Raw genomic sequence first — 22,814 nt, forward strand, 5'->3', positions numbered from 1 at the left:
TCGACTTGCATGTGTTAGGCCTGCCGCCAGCGTTCAATCTGAGCCATGATCAAACTCTTCAATTAAAAAGTTTTATGCCTTTCGACAGCTCAATGAATTCTGAATTTTTGTTTTTGTTGCCAAAAACGAATTGACTGTGCGTTATTATTTTCACTTTTAAAAAAAGTAAAATCAAAACAGCTCAAGGCTGAATCTTTTAATAACATATGGTCACTCAGTTTCAATTGAGACTCTAATTTGTTTGCCTCGCTACCTAAGTAGCTCGGCTGTTAGAACTCAATCTGTACGAGTGCCCACACAGATGATTGCTTTATATTGTTAAAGAACGTTTTGAGTCGCTTTAGCGTCTCAAGGGATGCGAATAATACACCCTTTATTTTTCGAGTCAACACTTTGTTTTAAACTTTCTTTTTAGAAGATTTAAAACCGAAGTTTTATTTAACTCCCTGAGTAGTTGCTGCCTTGCTATGCTTCGGCGTTTCCCGTCTCAGTGGGGTCGCATTATAGGGAGCGGCGGATTTTACGCAAGCGTTATTTGCATAAAATAGTAATTAAAATTAAGCCCCAAGCAAACACACACGATAAACACAAGTTACCCACTAAACCCTGTTGATAACTCTTGTTTTTACATAGCTAAACCATACTAAAGCTATTAATTAAAACCTTAAAAATGCAAAAAGCACCTTATTTAGGTGCTTCTCAAAAGTAATAGTTATTAGAATCTAGGGTCTGTTTATCTTTCAAGGTTAAATTTGCAGCAGCCTGTTTGGTATTCAGGCAAGGCAGAGCCTATGTAGTGTGGTTACTCCCCATAAATAGGCGATAACGTAGCATTAATGCCAAACAGGCGCTGCCCAAAGGGTTCTTCCTAGGGGCTATTTACTCTTTGTTACTCGGTTTTTACTTAGCCCACTAGGTTACAAATCTCGCGCCGCGATTAAACACCCCCTAGTTTGAACAAATTTTAATCCGCAAAGAGCAACAGACCCTAGTATAAAATACTATATAACTTGCGACGATACTTAGCTGCGAGTGCGTCGCCATCAGGTAAAGAGGCAATAATGGCTAAAAAGCTTGGTTTTGCTTCGTTGAAGTTCAGATCTTTTTGTAGAACTGTAAACAGTACATCCAATGCTTCTTCTTTTCTGCCTGCTTCATTAAGTAAAATACTGAGCTCTTCTTTTAATTCTAAGTCATTTGGATACTTTTCTACTTGTTGTTGCTTTTCTTTAATCTCTGGTGAATCTTTTGCTTCAAGCGCGGCTTCGCATTTTGCTTTTATATTATTAAAGTAAGCATCTTGCTCTTGTGCATCTATTGTATTTATAAGCGCTTGCGCTTCATCTACCTTGTGAATTTGAATACATATGTCTGCTAGCACTAACTTGATACGTGCATTACCGCTGTCTATTTCATAAGCTTGCTTTGCATAATTAAATGCAGCATTTAAATCTGACTTTAATAACGCTTGCTTTGCTTGCTCTAATAGTAAGTCTTGTTGCGCAGGTAAATGCTTTGCTAGGGATTCGCGTATTTGTGCTTCGCTTTGAACACCTGCAAGTAAATCTACTGGTGCGGAGTCTTTTAATAATACAAGCGTAGGCAGTGTTTGCAGACCAACTTGTTGCGCAAGTTGAGAAGCGAGTGCTTGTTCTGCATCGCAATCTAAGTTTGCTACTACTATATAGCTTGCATATTCTGCTGCTACTTTATCTAAAATTGCAGCCTGTCCAATGCAGTCAGGACTTTGAGGAGAGAAAAAGTTAAGCAACACCAATTTTTGTTGTGATGTTTCACCGAGTACTTGTTGAAGGTTTTGCGCATTAATACTAACTATGTTGCTCATTGAATTGATTGCCATATTCGTCTATTTAGGTTTTTATATGGTGGTGAACATAATAATTACAAGTCATATACCTAAATCACTCGGTATACATATTCAACAATAAGGGAAAATATGAAATTAACTTACCTAAGTGCAATACTTTTATTAGCAAGCCCATTAGTACAAGCAAATGGACTCGATTTGAATTTAAGCAAAGCCATGCCAGCTATTGAAAAGTTTTACCTCGACTTACACCAATCCCCAGAGCTTTCTTATCACGAACAAAAAACAGGTAAAAAGATAGCAGATAGATTAACTCAGCTGGGTTTTAAAGTAACAAGTAATGTAGGTGGCTTTGGTGTAGTTGGTATTTATAAAAATGGTGAGGGGCCGACAGTAATGATCCGCACTGATACTGATGGCTTACCTATTATTGAGCAAACAGGAAAATCCTATGCCTCAAAAGTCAAAGTAATAGATGAGCACGGTGCAAAAGTAGGTGTAATGCACGGCTGTGGCCACGATATCCACATGAGCTCTTTTATTGGAACTGCAGAGCAGTTAATTGCTCATAAAAAACAGTGGCAAGGTACATTAATGATGGTTGCACAGCCTGCAGAAGAAGTAGGTGGGGGTGCTAAAGCGATGTTAAGCGAAGGACTATTTAGTAAATTTGCAAAACCTGATCATATAATTGCTTTACATGTAAGCGCTAGCGTCCCCGCTGGTAAGGTATCAATGAAAAATGAATACACGATGGCAAGTGTAGATTCTGTCGATATTACAATTAAAGGTAAAGGTGGTCATGGTGCTTATCCGCATACAACTATAGACCCAGTGGTTATAGCTGCACGCACTGTACTTGCTTTGCAAACAATCACAAGCCGAGAGCTTTCACCGCTTGAGCCTTCTGTTATTACAGTGGGGTCTATTCATGGTGGTTCAAAACATAATGTGATTTCGGATGAAGTAAAACTACAACTCACTCTTAGAAGCTATAACCCCGATGTAAGAAGCGCTCAAATAGCTGCTATCAAACGTATTACAGCTGGGATAGCACAAAGCGCTGGATTGGATGAATCAAACTACCCTGTAGTATATGTACATGAAGATGAATCGATTCCATCTACTTATAATAACCCTGCACAAACAGACATTGTTAGAAATTCTATTGCCAGCGCAATTGGCGATACTAATGTACTTGAAACACAAGCTGTAATGGCGGGTGAAGATTTTGGCCTATACGGGCGCACCGATGAAAATATCCCTATCACCCTCTTTTGGCTAGGAGGCGTAAACCAAGCACAATATGCAGATTCAATAAAAACAGCTGAGGTACTCCCTTCTCTACACTCTAGTAAATTTGCACCAGATTATAAAGTTGCTATTCCTACTGGAATAAAAGCAATGAGTAACGCTGCTGTTGCTTTATTTAATAAATAACCTGAATTCTGGATAATAAATCTATCTCAAACAGAGTTCAGGTTAAGTAATATGGTTTAATAAAAAAGCTCTGTTGCTAACTAGCAACAGAGCTTTTTTTATAACTCGACTTTTTAAAGGTCGCTTTTCCACCTCGTTTAGCAAAACGTTTTTTAGGTGAGGTTTTTGGCAACCTTGCAAATGCATTGTTATCACAGTTTGCTGCTAATTGTACAAACCCATTTAGATCAGCCAGTAACGGTTGCAAAAATTGCTGATAACTCATTACTTGCTGCGCAATATCACCTAAACTCGATTCCCACTTTGCGGTTAAATCAGGACTCGCTAAACCTTGCGGTAATACGCTAATAAGTGCAAGCCCTGTTTCGGTCGCTCTAATTGACTTACCTTCACGCTTTAAAAAACGCCGTTTAAATAGCAACTCAATTATTCCCGCACGTGTTGCCTCCGTACCTAAACCATCTGTGTCTTTTAATACTTTTTTAATTTGTGGATCTTTAACGTAACGGCTAATGCCCGTCATCGCAGCCAATAATGTAGCATCGGTAAAATAAGCAGGGGGTGATGTATGCTTTTCGACTACTTCGCCTTGCTCACAAAAAAGAGACATACCTTTTGTTAAAGGAGGTAACGTAGCTTCATCTTTTAATTCAGACTTACCCATTAATACCTTAAAGCCTAAGCTTACATCTTGTTTTGCATTTGCTTTAAATAATCCGCCAGCAATTGTTATCTCTGCTTTAGTTTCGTTATATATATAGTCGGGATAAAACTGAATTAAGTAATGGCGGCTTATTAATTGATATACCTTCGCTTCGTCACCGCTCAAACTCACTGACTTTAACTGTTTAGTCGTTGGCACAATGGCATGATGCGCAGCCACTTTTGAATCGTTAAAACATTTACTACGCTTTTTTACATCAGCCCCATTTACTAATTCACTACTTTGCCCACCATTAGCAATTATTGCCTTAAAAATAGCAGAAGCTTCTTGATGGTGATCTTTGGGTAAATAACGATTATCTGAACGCGGGTAAGTTATTAATTTATGACGTTCGTAAAGTATTTGGCAAATATCCAACACTTTTTGAGCAGGCATACCAAATGCTTTAGCTGCATCTATTTGTAGAGCAGATAAGTTATATGCCAACGGTGCACTCTGCTTTTTTTGTTTTTGCTCAAGTGCCGTAAGCTCAGCATTTTGCTTTGTAATACGTGATGCAACATTTTCTGCAAGTGCTTTATTAAGTATTCGCCCTTCTTCATCTTGGTGTGGCTCACATGCTTTACTAGGGATCCACTTAGCAGCGAAAGGTTGTTTATCTGCAGTAAGCAAATGCGCTAATACATCGTAAAAAGGCTTAGACACAAAGTGTGCTATTTCGTTATCTCTATTAACAACAAGACCTAAAATAGGGGTTTGTACTCGCCCTACCGAAAGTACATTACCAAACCCTGCTTTTTGCCCTGCTAACGTATATGCACGCGTTAAATTCATACCAAATAGCCAATCAGCACGGGAGCGCGCTAAAGCAGATACACTTAACGGAATAAAATCTCGATTAGAACGCATAGTACCCAGTGATTTTTTTACTGCGGACAAATTTAAATCACTAATGAGTAAACGTTGCGTACTCTGCTTTTTAGCCTGACTTATTTTGGCTTCTTCTATTACTTGATCGACTAGTAGCTGGCCTTCACGGTCTGGATCGCCAGCGTGAATAAGTTGCGAGGCCTGTTTAATTAATTTTTTTAAAACAGTGAGCTGTTTGCGAGTTTTGGTTTTGGCTTTTAACTTCCACTGTTCAGGTATTATAGGTAAGTGTTCAAACTGCCATTTTTTAAAGCGCTCATCATAGTCATCGGGTTCTGCTTGTTCTAGCAAATGCCCAATACACCACGATACACAATCGCCATTAGCGACTTCTATATAACCATCATGTTTTTTATGTGGTTTTGGTAAGGCATCAGCAATTGCTCTGCCTAGTGATGGTTTTTCTGCAATGTAGAGTTTCATGGGAGTCGCTCACTCACTGTTTATATAAACAGTAGTTTAGCACAGCTATTTTGAAGGTGGGGAGTTTTCTATTTTTGACCTTACACTACCTTGCTTAGTGAAAAGGATAATTAAAGGTAAATAGCATACAACCACCGTGGCAATATTGATAAATGGCATTAGGGTCTGATAAATAACGGTACTGTAAGCTAAATCCCACAAATGGCGATCAACTAATCGGAATAGTTGTAATATAGGTGCGCCAATAACAACTAGTTGCCCAATAACACATTGCCATAAATAAACTTTATCCTTTATACCCCAGTAAGCTATAAGTGCCATCCAAATAATATCTGTGATCGCCCAAACTAAATAACGATAAATATAAATGTCATCAAACGCTCGTAGGCTTGAAGCAGTTAGGTTACCAAAGAGGAAAAAAGCTGCGGTAAGTAATACAAATCGAAAGGCTAGGCGATCTTTAAATACAAAAAATATAAAAATAGCCGGACTTAGCATTAAAACCCAGCTTTTGCTTAAAATACTAACAATATATAAAAACCATTCAGGCAAAATACTCTGCCCTATTTTGTTTTTTTATCGTCATCACTACCATCACCATTACCCGGCATGTCGCAATATTTATTGATTATTTTCACAGGCACTCCATTACATATGTTAAGGAAATGTACTGTAAGCTAAAATGATGAAATTGCCAAGATACTTAAGGCAATTAAGTACCTTAAATTAAAACAAACATAGTGAAATATAACACAAGCAATAACTTAGCGCACATCAATAGGAGCAGACTCTTTAGCCTTACCTTGCAGGATTGATATTTCTACTCGACGGTTTCTTCGGCGATCTTCATTTGAATCGTTTGGAACAAGTGGACGAGTATCAGCGCGCCCTACTACCATCATCCGATTTTTATCAAACCCTTGCACTGTTTGCAGTTCGCTTGCTACTGCTACAGCACGCTTTGACGATAAGTCCCAATTATTAATATATAACTCATTTGAAACCTGAAAATCGTCGGTATGTCCCGAAACAGTAATTTCACCAGGTACATCCTTTAACAGCACACCAATATCTTGAATAATAGGTTTAAACTTAGGTTGTAAAAACGCACTCCCTGAGGGAAATGAACCATTTTCACGAATACGAATAATAATTTGCTGCCCTAAAGATTCAAGCTCTATTGCACCATCTATAATTTGCTTTTCGAGTTGTTGCGCTATTTTTTTAACTAACTCATTTGTTTGCTCTTGATCGGCCGCTGAAGTTGCTTGCTCTGACGATTGTTCTTGCGATGTGCTACGAGATTCCCCCCCTCTTTTATCTCCTCGCTGCTCTTGCCTACCACCAGCGGAGCTTTCATCACCCGCTTGAAATTCAAGCATTTGCTGGGTCATTTCTACAGTTTGTTGCTGAATGGTTTCTATTGGGGTTGGTTCTGGTTTACCTGGGGTAAACTCCATGGCAATAACAGATGTGCCTTTGGGGATATCTTTTACTTCAATTTTATTCTGTACACCAAAAGCAAACTTCATTGAGCCTGCTATTTGTTTAAATTTAAGTACATCCATTTCTGAAAACGCAAGCAAGAGTACAAAGAAGCACATTAATAATGACATTAAATCGGCAAAAGTTCCCATCCATGCAGGTAAGCCTGGTGGTGGACATTTGCACTCTTGATCAGACATAGTTACTCCTCGGTATCTACTTTGCGCTTAGATTCAGCTAAGTAATTTTTCAAAATACCTTCGATTACTTTTGGATTTTGACCATCTTGAATACCTAAAATAGCATCTAAAATTAAACGTTGATTCATAGCTTCTTCGTCTTTACGCAGTTCAAGTTTTACCTGAATTGGGATTGCTACAACATTAGCTAAAAACGCGCCATATAAAGTTGTTAATAGTGCTACCGCCATTGCCGGGCCAATTGCTTTTGGGTCATCCATGTTAGATAACATTGCAACTAAGCCGATTAGGGTGCCAATCATTCCCATTGCTGGTGCTATATCGGCTAATGACTTAAATAAACCTGCGCCCATTTCATGGCGAGTCGTGGTTAGAGAAATATCTTTTTGAAGTGTAGCGCGAACTACATCTGCATCATGTCCATCAACAAGCATGTCGACGCCTTTGCGCATAAATGGATTTGGGATTTCAGCTTCTTCGAGTGCTAAAAAGCCTCCTTTACGAGCTGAATCAGCAAGCTCTACAGCTTTTTCAATAAGTTCTTCTGGCGTTTCAATTTTAAACATAAACGCTTTAGCAACAACTTTACCTATCCCCAAAAACTGCGACATGGTGAAATTTGATAAAACAATGAAAAGTGAACCACCAAATACAATTACACTAGAAGGAGCATCGGCAAACATAGCCATTTCACCGCTACTACTCATAAACATAGACATGACAATTAAGCCAATTGCGCCTAGGATCCCGATTATGGTTGCTAAATCCACATTTCCTCCAGAAGTTTCATGCTTAATGGCCTTATCATAAACTTTTATTATTAACTGCTTATCGGCAACATATTGAATTGCTTAAGCCATTTTTATAAATAAACATAAAAAGCAGCCTTTAGCACTATTTTAGATCAAGTTATAAGGGCTACCTAATTATCAATTGATTTATTAAACTAACAGACCGCTATTAAGGCTTTATTAATACACTTGAAATATAATTTAACGTTATAAAGGTAAAAAACCAATATCATCCTTTGACCTAGTTTAGCATTCCCCCTAAAATTGACCCCTAAATTTATTATGTAAGCTGAAATAAAGATGGCGACTAAAAAACCTGAAAACTTAAGTTTCGAACAAGCACTAGAAGAATTATCTACAATCGTTAGTGACATGGAACAAGGTGACTTATCGCTTGAGCAATCGTTAAAGCAATTTGAGCGTGGAATTGCATTAGCAAGTGCTTCATCAGGTAAATTACAGCAAGCAGAACAAAAAGTATCAATTTTGATGGGGAATGGCGAAAAGTCAGTTCTTACGAATTTTGATAATGATATGGAATAGCTGTGAGCATAAATAATTATATCGAACGTGCTCAAAAAGATGTAGTAGCGACCTTACAACAGCATTTTAAACAGCCTCTCGATACTGAAGAAACAGTCAAGAACGCCACCCAGTATGGATTATTTAATGGCGGTAAAAGATTACGTCCATTTTTAGTTTATGCCACAGGTAAAATGCTCGGTGCAAACCAGCAAGACTTACATGTACTTGCAGCTGCAATTGAGTGTATCCATAGCTATTCGCTAGTTCATGATGATTTGCCCGCTATGGACGATGACGACTTACGCCGTGGCCGCCCTACTTGCCACATAGAATTTGGCGAGGCAAATGCAATTTTAGCCGGTGATGCCCTACAAACACTCGCCTTTGAGCTTATTGCGAATCACAAATTTACATGCTCGTCGCAAACACAAGTAAAAATGATTGCTACGCTTGCCAACGCATCAGGCCTTGAGGGCATGGTAGGCGGACAAGGTCTTGACATAGCAGCAACAGATAAAGTAATTACCGTACAAGAGCTTGAGCGAATACATAAGCTAAAAACCGGAGCTTTAATTAATTGTGCAATTACACTTGGTGCACTGTGCAGTGAAAAGGCAGATCAACAAACCTTAGAAAATTTAAGCATTTTTGGGTATGCTATAGGGCTGGCGTTTCAAGTACACGACGACATTTTAGATGTTGAAGGCGATACGGTTACTTTAGGTAAACCACAAGGCTCCGATATTGCCGCGAATAAAGCGACATATCCGGCGTTATTAGGTATGCTAGGCGCTAAAGAAAAGGCGCAAAATTTAATACAACAAGCCCATGAAGCGTTGGCAAATATAGATGCTGACACAACACTTCTTGCGTCGCTAGCAAATTACCTAATTGAGCGTGACCACTAATTTTTGCTCATACGTATTGCAATTAGCACTGACATTATTACTCAACATTAATTATTCGTAAAAGCTTTGAATGAATTAATGTTAGCGAAGGATATATATAAAACCATGACACTTGATAGTAGCAAGTATCCATTACTTAATTTGGTTGACGAGCCAGCCCAATTGCGTGACTTAGCGCAAGACAAACTCCCTGCATTTAGCAATGAGCTGCGCGATTATTTACTCAACTCAGTATCGCAAAGTAGCGGTCATCTAGCGTCTGGTTTAGGGACGGTTGAACTAACCGTTGCGCTACATTATGTTTATAACACTCCAGACGATCGCCTAGTTTGGGATGTGGGTCACCAAGCTTATCCACATAAAATCCTTACAGGTCGTCGCGACCAAATGCACACTATTCGCCAAAAAGACGGTTTGCACCCTTTTCCTTTTCGCGATGAAAGCCAATACGATACGTTTAGCGTAGGTCATTCAAGCACCTCTATTTCAGCTGCCTTAGGTATGTCTATTGCCGCCCAAAAAGAAGGCAAAGGTCGAAAATCTGTAGCCATTATTGGTGACGGAGCTATCACCGCAGGCATGGCATTTGAAGCGATGAATCATTTAGGCGATGTAAAATCAGACATGCTTATTATTTTAAATGATAACGAAATGTCGATTTCAGAAAATGTTGGCGCATTAACAAATCACTTTGCCCGAATTTTATCAGGTAGCTTTTATACTAACATTCGTGAAGGCAGTAAAAAGTTACTCTCAGGTGTGCCTCCGGTAAAGCAACTTGCCAGTAAAATGGAAGAGCACATTAAGGGCATGATGATCCCGGGGACCTTCTTTGAAGAATTAGGCCTAAATTACATAGGCCCAATTGATGGTCACGATGTAAACATGCTTGTAGATACATTGCGTAATATGCGTAATTTAAAAGGCCCACAGCTTTTACATATAAAAACGCAAAAAGGTAAGGGCTACAAACCGGCTGAAGCCGATCCTATTGGCTACCATGGTGTACCAAAATTCGATCCGAGCACAACTAGCCTGCCTAAATCTAAACCTAGCGCTGCTACTTTTTCAAAAGTTTTCGGCGATTGGTTATGCGACATGGCAAAGCAAGACAGCAAGTTAATGGCTATTACGCCAGCAATGCGCGAAGGCTCTGGCATGGTACGTTTTTCTAAAGAGTTTCCAGATCAATACTTTGATGTGGCCATTGCAGAGCAGCATGCTGTTACTTTAGCAGCTGGTTTTGCTTGTGAAGGTTTAAAACCTGTTGTTGCTATTTACTCGAGCTTTTTACAACGTGCGTATGACCAATTAATACATGATGTTGCACTGCAAAACTTACCTGTATTATTTGCCATTGACCGCGCTGGTATTGTTGGAGCCGATGGTGAAACTCACCAAGGTGCGTACGATTTAAGCTTTATGCGCTGTATTCCAAATATGGTAATTATGGCACCAAGCGACACCAACGAATGCCGCCAAATGCTATACACCGGTTATAAAGAAAACTGCCCTGTTGCAGTTCGTTACCCTCGAGGTAGCGCAGGTACTGCAGACATTGACAGCACCATGCAACTGCTTGAAATAGGTAAGGCAGATACAATTAAGAAAGGCAGTAAAATTGCCATTTTATCGTTCGGTACATTACTTGAAAACGCCCAGCTTGCAGCTAACGAATTAGATGCAACGCTTGTTAATATGCGTTTTATTAAACCACTTGATACTGCACTTTTAAATGAGCTTGCTACTAGCCACGATACCTTTGTTACGCTTGAAGATAACGCGATTGCTGGCGGTGCCGGCTCTGCAGTTAATGAATACTTGGCAACGCAAAAAGCTGATATTAATATCCTTAACTTAGGTATTCCTGATGAGTTTATTAAACACGGCACGCAAGATGAAATGCACGATGAAATGGGATTAGGCGAGCAAGGAATATTAAACGCTATTAAGGCGTTTATCGCTTAAGCTATTTACTTAGTTTATTAAAAAGGAGCCTCAAGGCTCCCTTTTTTGTTTTTAATTTTAACTTTTTTGCATCCAGTTTCATTTTATAGCCGTTATTGATATGAGGTTAACATGTAAATAATCGGTGCCGCTTAGTCTATGCCTTATGAGCAAGCGCGTTATTTACCTACATTTGATGGAATATTTAAAAGGTAAAAATGATGAATAAAGCTAATTTAACAACTCATTCAACACAAAAAAACACACTTAAACACACGCTTAGTTTTTCAGCTTTAACACTTGCAGTATTAATCGGCATTACAGGCTGTAGCTCAGACGATGGTGAAAACGGCGTAGATGGTATTGCAGGCACCGATGGACAAAACGGTACCGACGGTACAAATGGCAACCCTGGTTTTGCATCAGCCACATTAATTTTGGCAAACAATGGCGAGAGCAATACAGGCACTATCGATTTAATTAACCAAAACGCCTCTAAACTAAAAACCTTTAATACAACAGCTAACGAAGGCGTTGCATTTGATAGCTTAGGTAATTTATTGCAAGCAAGCGACAGCGAAAATGGCAGTATTAAAACTATTTGCCAGCTTGCAAATCGTAGTGACGGCGCAACCTATACAGCTAATACAGATCGCGAAATAACAGGTACTAACACAACACTGGTAAACCCTAAAGGAATAGCTGTAGCACAAAAGAGTGGCCTTGTTTTTATTGCTGACTTTGGCGCTATGCAAGTAACGACTTTTGGCGCTACAGCCGCGGGCGATGCAGCGCCTTTAGGCACAACTATTACAGAAGCGGCGCCGTGGGATGTTGATTATGATGAATCTAACGACCGCCTTTATGTAGCACTAACAAATGGTGATGTAGCCGTTTATGATAATTTTGTTGGTGGTGAATTTGCCGCAATGCCAAGCCGCACAATTACTCCAAGTAATAATGATGGCACGCAAATATCTGTAAATATTCACGGCATTGTTTATGACTCAAATACTAATAAACTTGTTTTGTCTGATGTAGGGAGTGCCTCAGACGCAACCGATGGTTCGTTATTTGTAATTAATAATGCTTCAACTGCAGAGGGCTTAGTAAGCGTTGCACGAAGTATTGCCGGTCCAGCAACAATGCTTGGTAACCCAGTTGATATTAGCCTTGAAGGTAGTGACTTACGTGTAGCTGAAAAATCAAATGATGCTGTTCTTGTGTTCAGCAATATATTTTCAGGTGAGAGCGGCGATATCACTCCTGATTTAGTTACCTCAACAATTAAACCTGAGTCAATTACTAAACTGGGTATACAAAATGAGATGGCTGATATTTCAGATAGTGATACCGCTAATATGGCGCTGCTAGGTGTTGCTGTAAGTAGTAATCCGGGCACTGCAGGTGAAACAACTGGGCAAATTAGTCGATTAAGTTCACAACTTAACACAGAAATTGGCAACTATAATGCAAGTCAAACTATCGAAAGTGTAACTTTTGATAAAGCGGGTAATAGTTATACAACGTTCGATAACAGTACAACCTCAATTGGCGGTATTGTTATTTCAAATAAAGTGGCAATAAACAGAGATGGGCAAACTTATAATACGAACCAAGACAGCATTATTACTGGTTCGAATACAGGCCTTATATCTCCTAAAGGTCTTGATGTGGCTTCTGATAGCGGTATGATTTTAGTTGCAGAAAATAATGCAGATACTCCAAGCATTTCAATATTTTCAACTTGCACCACAGGGGATGCAAGCCCATTAATGACGCTTACGTTTGCAAACGATGCTCGCCCTTGGGATGTTGATTACGATGCAAACACTGATCGAGCTTTTGTAGCACTAACAAATGGAACCGTTGCTGTATTTGACGAAGTTAAAAGCAAACTAATGGCTGGTAGTACTAATATTGCAGTTGAGGATAGGCTTATAACGCCAGCAAATGCAGGTACAGCAGTAGCAGCACCAAGCAACATGCACGGCATCGACTACGACTCGCTAAGTGGCTCGCTAATACTCTCTGATGTTGGTAGCGCAGCAGTTGCTGATGATGGCAAAATATACGTATTGAATAACGTAGCAACTGCATCGGGCTTGGTAAACATAAGTACCACTATTAGCGGTCCAAATACCCTACTGGGTAACCCAGTTGATATTATGTATACCGGAACAGATTTATACGTAGCTGAGAAGTCAAATAATGTGGTTATGCGATTTAATAATATTTTAAGCAGTGCAGGCGGTGATATAAGCGCCGATACCAGTACGGCATTTACAGCCCCTGAGTCGATTGCAATATTACCAGCTTGGCTTAACAAATAGAGTTAACCTCACCATGCCTGACCAATAACCTTGGTCGGGCATTATCGCATCCACACTTTTATATCTGCCAAGCCATTACTTTGTAAAATACCTAATTGCTGATCAACATTAGAGTTTTGTTCAAACTCAAATGCATCGAGCTGATCATCAAACGTAATGTTTGCAACACCATCACCACCGCGTTTTTTTACTTGGTGCAGTGAAATATCCGCTAGGTTAATAGATGTCTCCCAACTAATTACCTGCCCACCTAGAAGTGGTAACGGATAGAATGACCATCCAATTGAAGCTGTAATATTAGTTGTTTTTCCATTTGGTAATTGGAATGAATTAGCCGCGATTACTTTACAAAGATCCGCTGCATAGCTGTCTATTTTATTGCATTTGAAGTCACGTAATAATAGTAAAAACTCATCACCACTCCAACGCGCCACATAGTCAGAGCCCTGCGTACGTGAATTTAATAATGCAGCCATTTGTTGTAAGCAGCTATCACCAGCAATTGGGCCGTAGGCATCGTTAATACGACTGAAGTTATCAAAGTTAATAATTACCAACACGAGTGACTTGCCTTGTGCCTGCAGCGATTGTGAATTACGTTGAAAGTGTTCAATATCTTTAGGGAGTTGATCAAACAAAAAGCGGCGGCTACGTAGCCCTGTTAGCTCATCTGAGTGACTAACTAATTTAAGCTGTGAATTCACTTGGCCTAATTTATCATTAGCTTGACGAAGCTCTAGGGTACGCTCGGTGATCAAGCCCTCTAATGCTTCTTGTTTTCTGCGCTCTTGCGCTCTAAACACCCAAAAAATGAGATAAAAAAGTAAAATAAAGCCACTAGTAATTAAAAGCCTAAAGTAAATGGTTTCATCAAAGCGCTCAGGCACTACAAAACCGTACTCTACCTCTTGTGCTTTAGCCCAGTCTTCACCCTGGCGTTTTGCTTCTAATTGAAACAAAAACGAACCTGGAGGTAAATTAGTATAAATAGCTTCACGTCGAGTATTAGCATAGCGCCAGTCACTATCTAAGCCACTTAGTTTATATCTAAATTCAATACTGTTTGGTGCATAGTAATCAATAGCAGTGTAAGTAAGCGTTATATCACGTTCGTCTGTCTCTAATGAAGGTTTTTTACCAAGTGCAGCGGTGGTTAAATGACGAAGTGGTGTTGTTATTGTTTCTATTGTTGGCTTTAATGCCAGCACGCCAAATAGCTCTACATTTTTAGGGATTTCAACAACACCTTGTAAGCTTGGATACCAAATAGAATTGCCAGTGTCAGCTACTGCATCATGCCCTAGTCCACTACAACATTGATTCGCTTTACCATCGAGTTGGCGGTCAAAAGATGAAATTACTTCTTCAACTTTTAAGCTTTTTATCTCTGTTTTAAATTGCGCTACAGGCATTCTGTAAACACCTTTCATGGTGCTTACCCAAACATGTTTTAACTTTTCATCATATTCTAGGCTGAATATAGAACCATACGGTAAACCATTAGCTGCATCGAGTTGGCGCCACTGCCCTTGTGTACTTCTGTAAAAAAGCCCATCGTTAAGAGAGCCAATTAAAATACCCACGCCATCTATATGTAGCACGCTAGTTACGTATGCACTTTCAAGTGTTGTTTGGTCACCAATTTTTTCAATGCCACGGTCTGTAAAGTAATATGCGCCTTTACTAGTACCAATCACACCAAAATTTGTTTTATCCAATACGTAGGTAATAAACTTACTACCTAAAAAAGCGTTATATGCAAAAGGCGTTAAACCAGCATAATTTAATCGGTATAAACCACGTCCTGTACCAATCCAAAAACCGCCTTTACTAGAGCGACTTATTGCAAATACCGGGTTATCGCGAAGCGCTCGACCAGGGACGGTATAGAGAGTCTTGTTTTCAAAAACAAATAAGCCGCGCCCCGTGGCTATATATAATCGCTCACCGTCAAATTGGAGATCGTGTACTGACGCGTATCCATATTTACTACTTGGAACTAAATTAATAAAACTTTTATCTAAATCGAAATAACCAATGCCACTTTTGTTAGCAACCCACAGTTTTCCATCGGGAGCTTGGCTAATAGCCATAACAGATTCGGTCATATTTGAAACTGCTGAATGCCTTTCTACTCGCCCTTCGTGGGCAAGCCATAAGCCTTCACTAAAACTTGCTAACCAAACGTTATTTTTATCATCTCTAAAAATATCAGCAAACCATATGCTTTGATCAAGTTGGCTTGGCTCTACCCATTGCCACTCACCAGTTTTATCTCTGAACAATAACCGCCCGTAAGTTGAGACCCACAACCCACCATCGGTATCACTCATAAACTTATAAACGGCTGAGTTATTTGCATTAGGTAAAGGAAAAGGTCTTAGTTCGTCATCTAAATCTAAAAAGTATGCACCTAGCTCAGAGGCTATATACAAATTACCATTTAAGAATGATAAATCGTGCACTATGGTTTGCGCTAAGCGCTCTGGTAACGATATTTTAGCGGTAAGTTCTAAACGTAGTTTAGAAAAATCAGATGAATTTTTTGTAAGGCGTAATAAATGACGATCGTTAACCAGCCAAATACCTTCAGGAGAGAGTGCCATTTGGCTAACAGAGCCAACAATTTGGGTAATTACGGTAGCATTTACAATAGGTAGGGGTCCATTTACTTGAGTGCGTAAATCAACTTGCCCTCTATCTACATAGTACAAACCATTGGCTGCAATCCATATGCTGCCTTTAGAGTCCTCAAGAATATCTCTTACTGGACCTTTAATATTAAACTCTTGCGCTGCAAATGTGGCTGGATTAATAACTACTAAACCACTTTTGGTACCCACCCACAACAAACCACTTGAATCGACTAAAAGTTTATTAATACCATTACTAGGCAAGAATGGGCTATTCTGCGTATTGTAGTTTGTAAATGTTGTACCATCAAAACGACTTAAGCCAAACTGAGTACCAAGCCACATATATCCTTGCTGGTCTTGTACTACGCTTTTAAGCGATTGCGAAGGTAAACCATCTTTTATATTCCATTGCTTAACTACGTAATCAGTAATTGAAGCCCAACTTGGTGTCGCGCACAACATCAGTACACAAACCAGTAAAAATCGCATCATATTGCTGCCACCTAGTTAAACAAATCAAATATAAAAAATTAAAAGGGTAGTAAACCCACTTTTATTAACGCCTGTAAGCATATAAGCGAAAAAATGCCCGCTAGTATATCGTCGGCCATAATACCTAAACCACCATGTACTCGCTTGTCTAGCATACGGATTGGGCCCGGTTTAGCTATATCAAAAAAGCGAAATAACAAAAAACCGACGAGTAATGTTTGCCAGCTAAGTGCTGCGCCAATCATTGTAATGTAATAACCCGCCACTTCATCCCATACAATAGCAGGATGGTCATGTACGCCTAAATCATCAGCTGTTTTACCACACGCCCATATACCAAATATACTGATCACTACAGCAAACACAATTTGCAGCCATAGTGGATAATACATAGTCATAAAAATAAATGGTAGTGCAGCAAATGTACCAAATGTACCAGGTGCTTTAGGGGCTAACCCAGTACCAAAGCCCAGACCAAAAAACTGATGTGGACGCTTTAAATTAAACTTTCGGTTTTTGTTCAAACCAGCTCCTTTGCAAAATGCTCAAAACCTTGCTGCTTAAAATCAAACTTTTCACCGTTGTGTAAAAGCTCAATTTGGCCATCGCCACTTTTAATTTGGCCTATGCATGTTGCATCTACGCCATACTGACGCAGTTTTATATCTAACATACTTTTATTACTATCAGGTACAGTAAAAATTAATTCGTAATCATCACCGTAACTGAGAATAAATGGAAGCTGCTGATTAAAATCAAGGCTTGCTTGCATTGCATCTGAGGTCGGAATACTTTCAATGTTCACCACAGCGTTTACTTGCGACATATCTAGTATATGACTTAGATCTGCGATTAAACCGTCCGATACATCAATAGCGGATGATGCAAGGCCTCGTAACACCTGCCCTGCAGCAACTCGTGGTGTTGGAAAGTCAAAGCGTTTATTTAAGTACTTTAAATGCTCTGGTTCAATATTTATACCTTGCTTGCGAGATTCAATTGCAAGTCCAGCATCACCTAGCGGACCCGTAACATAAATCCAATCACCGACTTTTGCACCACTACGGCGAAGTGCTGTCCCTTCTGGAACAGTCCCTTTAGCACAAATAGTAATAGTTAATGGACCTTGTGTGGTATCGCCGCCTATAATTTGCACATTAAAGTACTCAGCAATTTCATGCATGCCTTCAGTAAACTCTTCAATCCACTGTGGGTCAATACTTGGCAAAGTTAACGCAACTGAAACCCATGTTGGCTCAGCGCCCATTGCCGCTAAGTCACTTAAGTTAACAGCAAGCGCTCTGTGACCTAATGCTCGAGGGGAAATATCATCGAAAAAGTGTACGCCAGCAACAAGAGTGTCTGTTGTAACGGCAAGTTGGCAGTTTTGTGGAACGGTTACTAAAGCGCAATCATCCCCTATACCTAGGTTTACATCACGACGGGTGATCCCGCGACCTTTAAAGTAGCGGTTAATTAATTCAAATTCCTTCATACACAAAAAAGCCGGCCTATGCCGGCTCCCCTCTTTAACGGTTACTTACTTGCGTAAATGCTTAACAGCTTTATCAAGTACACCGTTTACAAATTTATGGCTATCTTCAGCGCCAAATATTTTGGCCAGCTCAATACCTTCGTTGATAGCAACCTTGTAAGGTACATCGTCACGGAACTTAAGTTCATAGCTGCTTAAACGTAAAATTGCGCGCTCAACCATATCTAAGTCATTAAACGGACGTGTTAAATGTGGCGATACAGCTTCGTCTAGTTGCTTGTAATTTACAGCAACCCCTGTCGCTAAATCTTTAAAGTATTCAACATCTATTTTAGTAACGTCTGTTTCGATCAACATTTGTTGTTCGATATCGGCAATTAGATTGCCACTTATTTGCCAAGAATAAACGGCTTGGAGTGCTAAGATACGTGCTTTACGTCTTGCTGCTGGTTTCACAAAAATTCCTTAAACTTAAATTTTATCTAACACATTAACCATTTCAAGCGCGCCTAAAGCAGCTTCGCCGCCTTTGTTGCCCATTTTGGTGCCAGCACGCTCAATTGCTTGTTCAATGCTTTCTGTGGTTAATACGCCAAATGCAACCGGGATATCATACTCAAGTGATACTTGCGCAAGACCTTTGTTTGATTCGCCAGCAACTAGGTCAAAGTGTGGTGTCCCACCTCTGATCACTACGCCTAATGCGATGATTGCATCATACTCTTTTTTTGCCGCAACGCGTTTAGCCGCTAAAGGTAATTCTACCGCGCCTGGTACATAAATAACGGTAATGTCGTCATCAGATACGCCACCAGTGCGTTTTAGCTCATCAACAGCACCTGCAAGGAGACTGCCACCAATAAAGTCATTAAAACGAGAAATGACAATGGCAAACTTCTTGCCTGGAGCGTACTTATTACCTTCAATAATTTTCATTTGATAACCCTAAAAATAAGTTCAAGCGGTTGCGATTGCGCAAAAATTGCTGCGCATCATACCATAAAAATAAAATAATAGACTAGTTAAAAGCAGAGCGCTTATTGCGGCTCAACGTAATCAACAACTTCTAAATGAAAGCCCGAAAGTGCATGGTACTTTTTAGGCCGACTCATTAATCGCATTTGTTTAATTCCAAGATCTGCAAGTATTTGCGAGCCTACGCCAACAGTACGCGATGTACCTTTAAATTTACGTGGCGTAACGCTTTCGCCAGCATCAGCTGCTGCGAATGCTTTTACAGTCGCCTCTAATTCTTCAGTGCTTTCTTGTTTACCTAAAATAACTAAAGCACCTTTGTTTTTAGCAATATAAGCCATTGCTTCTGAAAGGCCCCAACTACGGTCAGCACTTCTATCTGAAAGTAGAATATCGTTAAAGGTACTTTGCAAATGTACACGTACATTTGTCGGCTCTTGCTCTTTTATATCGCCTTTAAGCAAAACGTAATGTAATTGGCCGTCAATTGTGTCTTTGTAAGTAACTAAATCAAATTCACCATGAATAGTTGGTAACTTACATTTTGCAACTTGCTCAATTGTTGTTTCGTTTAAGTTACGGTATTCGATTAAATCAGCAATAGTACCAATTTTAATACCGTGCTCTTTCGCAAAAACTTCTAAATCAGGGCGTCGTGCCATGGTGCCATCGGCATTAAGTATTTCAACAATAACAGATGATGCTTCAAGCCCAGCTAAGCGAGCCAAATCACAGCCGGCTTCAGTATGCCCAGCGCGAGTTAACACACCGCCTGGCTGCGCCATAATAGGAAAAATATGACCAGGCTGAACAATATCACTTGGGACTGCGCCTTTAGCTATAGCCGCTTGTACTGTACGCGCTCTATCTGCAGCTGAAATACCGGTTGTAACACCTTTTGATGCTTCTATCGACATTGTAAAGTTAGTCGAAAATGCAGCACCATTGTTTTTAACCATTAACGGTAAATCAAGTTGCTCGCAACGCTCTTGCGTCATGGTTAAACATATTAAACCACGGCCATGAGTGGCCATAAAGTTAATCGCTTCTGCGCTAATATGCTCAGCAGCTATTATTAAATCGCCTTCATTTTCTCTATCTTCATCATCCATTAAAATAACCATTTTACCGGCTTTAATATCATCGATGATTTCTTGCGCGCTGTGTAAATTCATAAATTTGCTCGTGTAAGTTGTCAGTTTCGTTATTTAATAAAACCCGCTTTAGCGAGTAAGCTCATCGAAATATCAGAGCCCGTTGGTTGCTCTGCACCCTTTATAAGGCGCTCTAAATAACGTGCAATTTGATCGACTTCTAAATTAACTTGGGTACCTACTTTAAAATGAGCAATTGTGGTTTGCTCACTCGTGTGTGGGACAATTGTTAATTTGAATTTATTGCCCTCTACAGCGTTTACTGTCAGGCTTATACCATCAATACATACCGAACCTTTGTACGGAATGTATTTCATTAAACTTTCTTCAGTTGTAAGCCAATATTCTGTTGCTCGAGCGTTTGCTGTAATGCTTGTAATAGTTGCTATGCCATCAACATGGCCAGACACTAAATGACCGCCCAAACGCGATACAGGTTGCATGGCTTTTTCAAGATTCACCGTTTGCCCTAAAGCATAGTGAGCAAAACCGGTTAAACCAATCGTCTCGTTAGATAAATCAGCACTAAAACCGTCAATATGTTTATCAACTACGGTTAAGCAAACGCCATTGGTTGCAATGCTGTCGCCTAGCTTTACGTCTTTCATATCAAGATCAGCACTTTGGATACGAATGGCTAAGTCGCCTTGTTTTTTTTGTAATAAAGCAATTTTGCCTGTGGCTTCTATTATCCCAGTAAACATAGCGCTACTCTTTTTTATTAAGTGATTTTAATGAGTTTTTAACGCGGTGATACGTAAATCGTCACCAATGCGCGCACATTCATTAAATGTTAAATCAACGGTGTTTTGCATACTCGTCAATTCAGGAAAATTAACTAAACTTTTTGCATCATGACCCATGAGTTTAGGCGCTAAATAAAAAACAAACTCATCTATTAAATCAAGCTCTGTCATTTTACCAGCAAGTGTTGCCCCAGCTTCAAGCCAAACATTATTAAACTCTAGTTGCCCAAGCTTTTCTAAAACAGCCTGCAAATCAACTTTGCCATTGCTTTCACATACTTCAATATGTTTTACAAAATGCGGCCATTGCAATGATTTATCAACCTTAGTCGTAAATATTATTACATCACTTTGGATTTTAAATAAAGCAAGGTTGGGCGTTAAACGGTTTTGAGAGTCAATTATAACACGCACGGGCTGGCGAAGCGGTAAATTGGTAGGTAGCGTGCAAGGCAACTCGCTTAGTCGCACATTAAGTTTAGCATCGTCTACTAACACGGTATCGGCACCAGTTAAAATAGCGCAACTTTTCGCTCGGTATAATTGTACGTCTTGGCGAGCCGCTGGACTTGTGATCCACTTACTTTGTCCATTTTTAAGCGCTGTTTTACCATCTATACTTGCTGCCATTTTACAGGTCACATAAGGTAAGCCTTGCTCCATTCGCTTAAAAAAGCCAACGTTAAGTGCGCGTGCTTGTGATTCAAGTAATCCATAAGCAACTTCAATACCGGCATCGCTCAGTATTTTAAGGCCTTTGCCCGCAACCTGTGGGTTTGTATCAACCATAGCGGCAATTACTTTTACAACGCCCGCCTTTTTTAAGCCTTCAGCACACGGTGGCGTACGCCCATAATGACTACAAGGTTCAAGCGTTACATAAGCCGTTGCACCTTGTGCATTATTACCCGCTATTGCCAGTGCATTTACTTCTGCATGGCCTTGACCTGCTAATTGATGAAAACCCTCGCCAATTATTTGATTATTCTTAACTAATACACAGCCAACATTAGGGTTAGGCGTGGTAGTAAACTCGCCTTTTTTGGCAAGCTCTATGGCGCGTGCCATATACATTTCGTCATGTTCGGTAAAAGTAGTTTGGCTTTGCATTGTTATACCAATTGCGTTAAATAAGTGTTCTATTATAGCGCTAAGAAAATAGCGTAATAACAAGGCGAAAATTATGACATATAGTTATTCTATATAAATAATTTTTAACGCAGTGAGTGCGCTATTTAATGCGATAGAATTATCATGTTTCAATAAAATTAGTATTACTCCCCTAAGCGGGCAATCTCTTCGCCAAATTCGCGTATATCTTCAAACGAGCGATAAACAGAGGCAAATCTTACGTACGCTACTTTATCGAGCTTTTTGAGGGCTTCCATAATACATTCACCCACCAAATGGCTTGAAATTTCTCGCTCGCCCGTTGCGCGTAGTTGCGATTTTATTATATTCACTACTTCATCTACTTGCTCTGTGCTCACTGGGCGCTTTTCGAGTGCGCGATTTAAGCCATTTAATAATTTATCTTCGTTAAATGGTTCACGGCTGCCGTCTTGTTTAATAACACGAGGCATGACCAGTTCAGCGCCTTCAAATGTAGTAAAGCGCTCGTGGCAGTCGTTACACTCACGACGCCTGCGAACTTGATGGCCTCCGCCAACAAGGCGTGAATCAATAACTTTAGTATCTTTTGCGGTACAAAATGGACAATGCATAGCTCGGTACTTCCGTTTTAAAACAAAAAAGACCGCTAAATAGCGGTCTTTTATCTTAGCAAAAAAATAGGGCCTGTTGACCTTTCAGGATTAAATTTGTTCTATCTAGGGGCGATTT

The 22,814-nt window shown here is 39.8% G+C and carries 19 protein-coding genes and 1 rRNA gene; 5 read left to right on the forward strand and 15 right to left on the reverse strand.

Going from position 1 to position 22,814, the window contains the following annotated elements:
• A 16S ribosomal RNA gene (locus WNY98_RS16455) occupies positions 1–65 on the reverse strand; the annotation flags it as partial.
• A gap of 923 nt (positions 66–988) precedes the next feature.
• A complete protein-coding gene (locus WNY98_RS16460; RefSeq protein ID WP_182696307.1) occupies positions 989–1,846 on the reverse strand; it encodes a tetratricopeptide repeat protein in 858 nt (285 codons plus the stop codon).
• Between the two features lie 111 nt (positions 1,847–1,957).
• On the opposite strand from WNY98_RS16460, the gene WNY98_RS16465 reads away from it, so the two are divergent.
• Entirely contained in the window at positions 1,958–3,268 is a 1,311-nt protein-coding gene (locus WNY98_RS16465; RefSeq protein ID WP_182696308.1) for an amidohydrolase, read from the forward strand.
• Positions 3,269–3,344: 76 nt separating this feature from the next.
• Here WNY98_RS16465 and WNY98_RS16470 read toward each other — a convergent pair whose 3' ends face one another.
• From WNY98_RS16470 to pomA, 4 genes are all read right to left on the reverse strand, one after another.
• Entirely contained in the window at positions 3,345–5,285 is a 1,941-nt protein-coding gene (locus WNY98_RS16470) for a DNA topoisomerase III (RefSeq protein WP_342878426.1), read from the reverse strand.
• Between the two features lie 45 nt (positions 5,286–5,330).
• Positions 5,331–5,837: a hypothetical protein gene (locus tag WNY98_RS16475; RefSeq protein WP_024599855.1), complete on the reverse strand. Its 507-nt coding sequence runs from the start codon at positions 5,835–5,837 to the stop codon at positions 5,331–5,333.
• Between the two features lie 212 nt (positions 5,838–6,049).
• Positions 6,050–6,970, reverse strand: coding sequence for a flagellar motor protein MotB (locus tag WNY98_RS16480; RefSeq protein WP_024597196.1), 921 nt, complete (start codon positions 6,968–6,970; stop codon positions 6,050–6,052).
• A gap of 2 nt (positions 6,971–6,972) precedes the next feature.
• On the reverse strand, positions 6,973–7,740 hold the full coding sequence (gene pomA, locus WNY98_RS16485; RefSeq protein ID WP_024597197.1) for a flagellar motor protein PomA: 768 nt from the start codon (positions 7,738–7,740) through the stop codon (positions 6,973–6,975).
• 321 nt (positions 7,741–8,061) lie between these two features.
• Here pomA and WNY98_RS16490 point away from each other — a divergent pair, with 321 nt between their 5' ends.
• From WNY98_RS16490 to WNY98_RS16505, 4 genes are all read left to right on the forward strand, one after another.
• Positions 8,062–8,304: an exodeoxyribonuclease VII small subunit gene (locus WNY98_RS16490; protein ID WP_002961738.1), complete on the forward strand. Its 243-nt coding sequence runs from the start codon at positions 8,062–8,064 to the stop codon at positions 8,302–8,304.
• A gap of 2 nt (positions 8,305–8,306) precedes the next feature.
• A complete protein-coding gene (gene ispA, locus WNY98_RS16495; RefSeq protein ID WP_024597198.1) occupies positions 8,307–9,194 on the forward strand; it encodes a (2E,6E)-farnesyl diphosphate synthase in 888 nt (295 codons plus the stop codon).
• 105 nt (positions 9,195–9,299) lie between these two features.
• On the forward strand, positions 9,300–11,162 hold the full coding sequence (dxs, locus tag WNY98_RS16500) for a 1-deoxy-D-xylulose-5-phosphate synthase (RefSeq protein WP_342878427.1): 1,863 nt from the start codon (positions 9,300–9,302) through the stop codon (positions 11,160–11,162).
• Positions 11,163–11,362: 200 nt separating this feature from the next.
• Complete coding sequence (locus WNY98_RS16505) at positions 11,363–13,474, forward strand: hypothetical protein (RefSeq protein ID WP_154903652.1); 2,112 nt, start codon at positions 11,363–11,365, stop codon at positions 13,472–13,474.
• 41 nt (positions 13,475–13,515) lie between these two features.
• Here WNY98_RS16505 and WNY98_RS16510 read toward each other — a convergent pair whose 3' ends face one another.
• The 9 genes from WNY98_RS16510 to nrdR all read right to left on the reverse strand — a co-directional run bounded on the left by WNY98_RS16510 (position 13,516) and on the right by nrdR (position 22,696).
• A complete protein-coding gene (locus WNY98_RS16510; RefSeq protein WP_024599859.1) occupies positions 13,516–16,602 on the reverse strand; it encodes a ligand-binding sensor domain-containing diguanylate cyclase in 3,087 nt (1,028 codons plus the stop codon).
• Between the two features lie 38 nt (positions 16,603–16,640).
• Positions 16,641–17,126 carry a phosphatidylglycerophosphatase A gene (locus tag WNY98_RS16515; protein ID WP_024599860.1) on the reverse strand — a complete coding sequence of 162 codons (486 nt, stop codon included), beginning with the start codon at positions 17,124–17,126 and terminating at the stop codon, positions 16,641–16,643.
• Positions 17,123–18,097: a thiamine-phosphate kinase gene (thiL, locus tag WNY98_RS16520; RefSeq protein WP_024599861.1), complete on the reverse strand. Its 975-nt coding sequence runs from the start codon at positions 18,095–18,097 to the stop codon at positions 17,123–17,125. Before thiL ends, WNY98_RS16515 begins: the two co-directional genes overlap by 4 nt.
• Positions 18,098–18,142: 45 nt before the next feature.
• A complete protein-coding gene (gene nusB, locus WNY98_RS16525) occupies positions 18,143–18,553 on the reverse strand; it encodes a transcription antitermination factor NusB (RefSeq protein WP_024599862.1) in 411 nt (136 codons plus the stop codon).
• A 15-nt stretch (positions 18,554–18,568) separates the two neighbouring features.
• Positions 18,569–19,033 carry a 6,7-dimethyl-8-ribityllumazine synthase gene (gene ribE, locus WNY98_RS16530; RefSeq protein ID WP_342878428.1) on the reverse strand — a complete coding sequence of 155 codons (465 nt, stop codon included), beginning with the start codon at positions 19,031–19,033 and terminating at the stop codon, positions 18,569–18,571.
• Between the two features lie 101 nt (positions 19,034–19,134).
• On the reverse strand, positions 19,135–20,247 hold the full coding sequence (gene ribBA / locus WNY98_RS16535) for a bifunctional 3,4-dihydroxy-2-butanone-4-phosphate synthase/GTP cyclohydrolase II (RefSeq protein ID WP_076925320.1): 1,113 nt from the start codon (positions 20,245–20,247) through the stop codon (positions 19,135–19,137).
• A gap of 29 nt (positions 20,248–20,276) precedes the next feature.
• The gene (locus WNY98_RS16540) at positions 20,277–20,930 is read right to left on the reverse strand and encodes a riboflavin synthase (RefSeq protein WP_024599864.1); all 654 of its coding nucleotides are present in this window, start codon (positions 20,928–20,930) and stop codon (positions 20,277–20,279) included.
• A 27-nt stretch (positions 20,931–20,957) separates the two neighbouring features.
• Positions 20,958–22,082 (reverse strand): bifunctional diaminohydroxyphosphoribosylaminopyrimidine deaminase/5-amino-6-(5-phosphoribosylamino)uracil reductase RibD, encoded by a 1,125-nt coding sequence (gene ribD, locus WNY98_RS16545; protein WP_342878429.1) that lies wholly within the window; start codon positions 22,080–22,082, stop codon positions 20,958–20,960.
• Between the two features lie 164 nt (positions 22,083–22,246).
• Positions 22,247–22,696 (reverse strand): transcriptional regulator NrdR, encoded by a 450-nt coding sequence (gene nrdR / locus WNY98_RS16550; protein WP_002961761.1) that lies wholly within the window; start codon positions 22,694–22,696, stop codon positions 22,247–22,249.
• Positions 22,697–22,814 lie beyond the last annotated feature (118 nt).

Origin of the sequence: Pseudoalteromonas sp. AS71, from assembly GCF_038900275.1 — a bacterium.
In the GTDB taxonomy this organism is placed as follows: domain Bacteria; phylum Pseudomonadota; class Gammaproteobacteria; order Enterobacterales; family Alteromonadaceae; genus Pseudoalteromonas.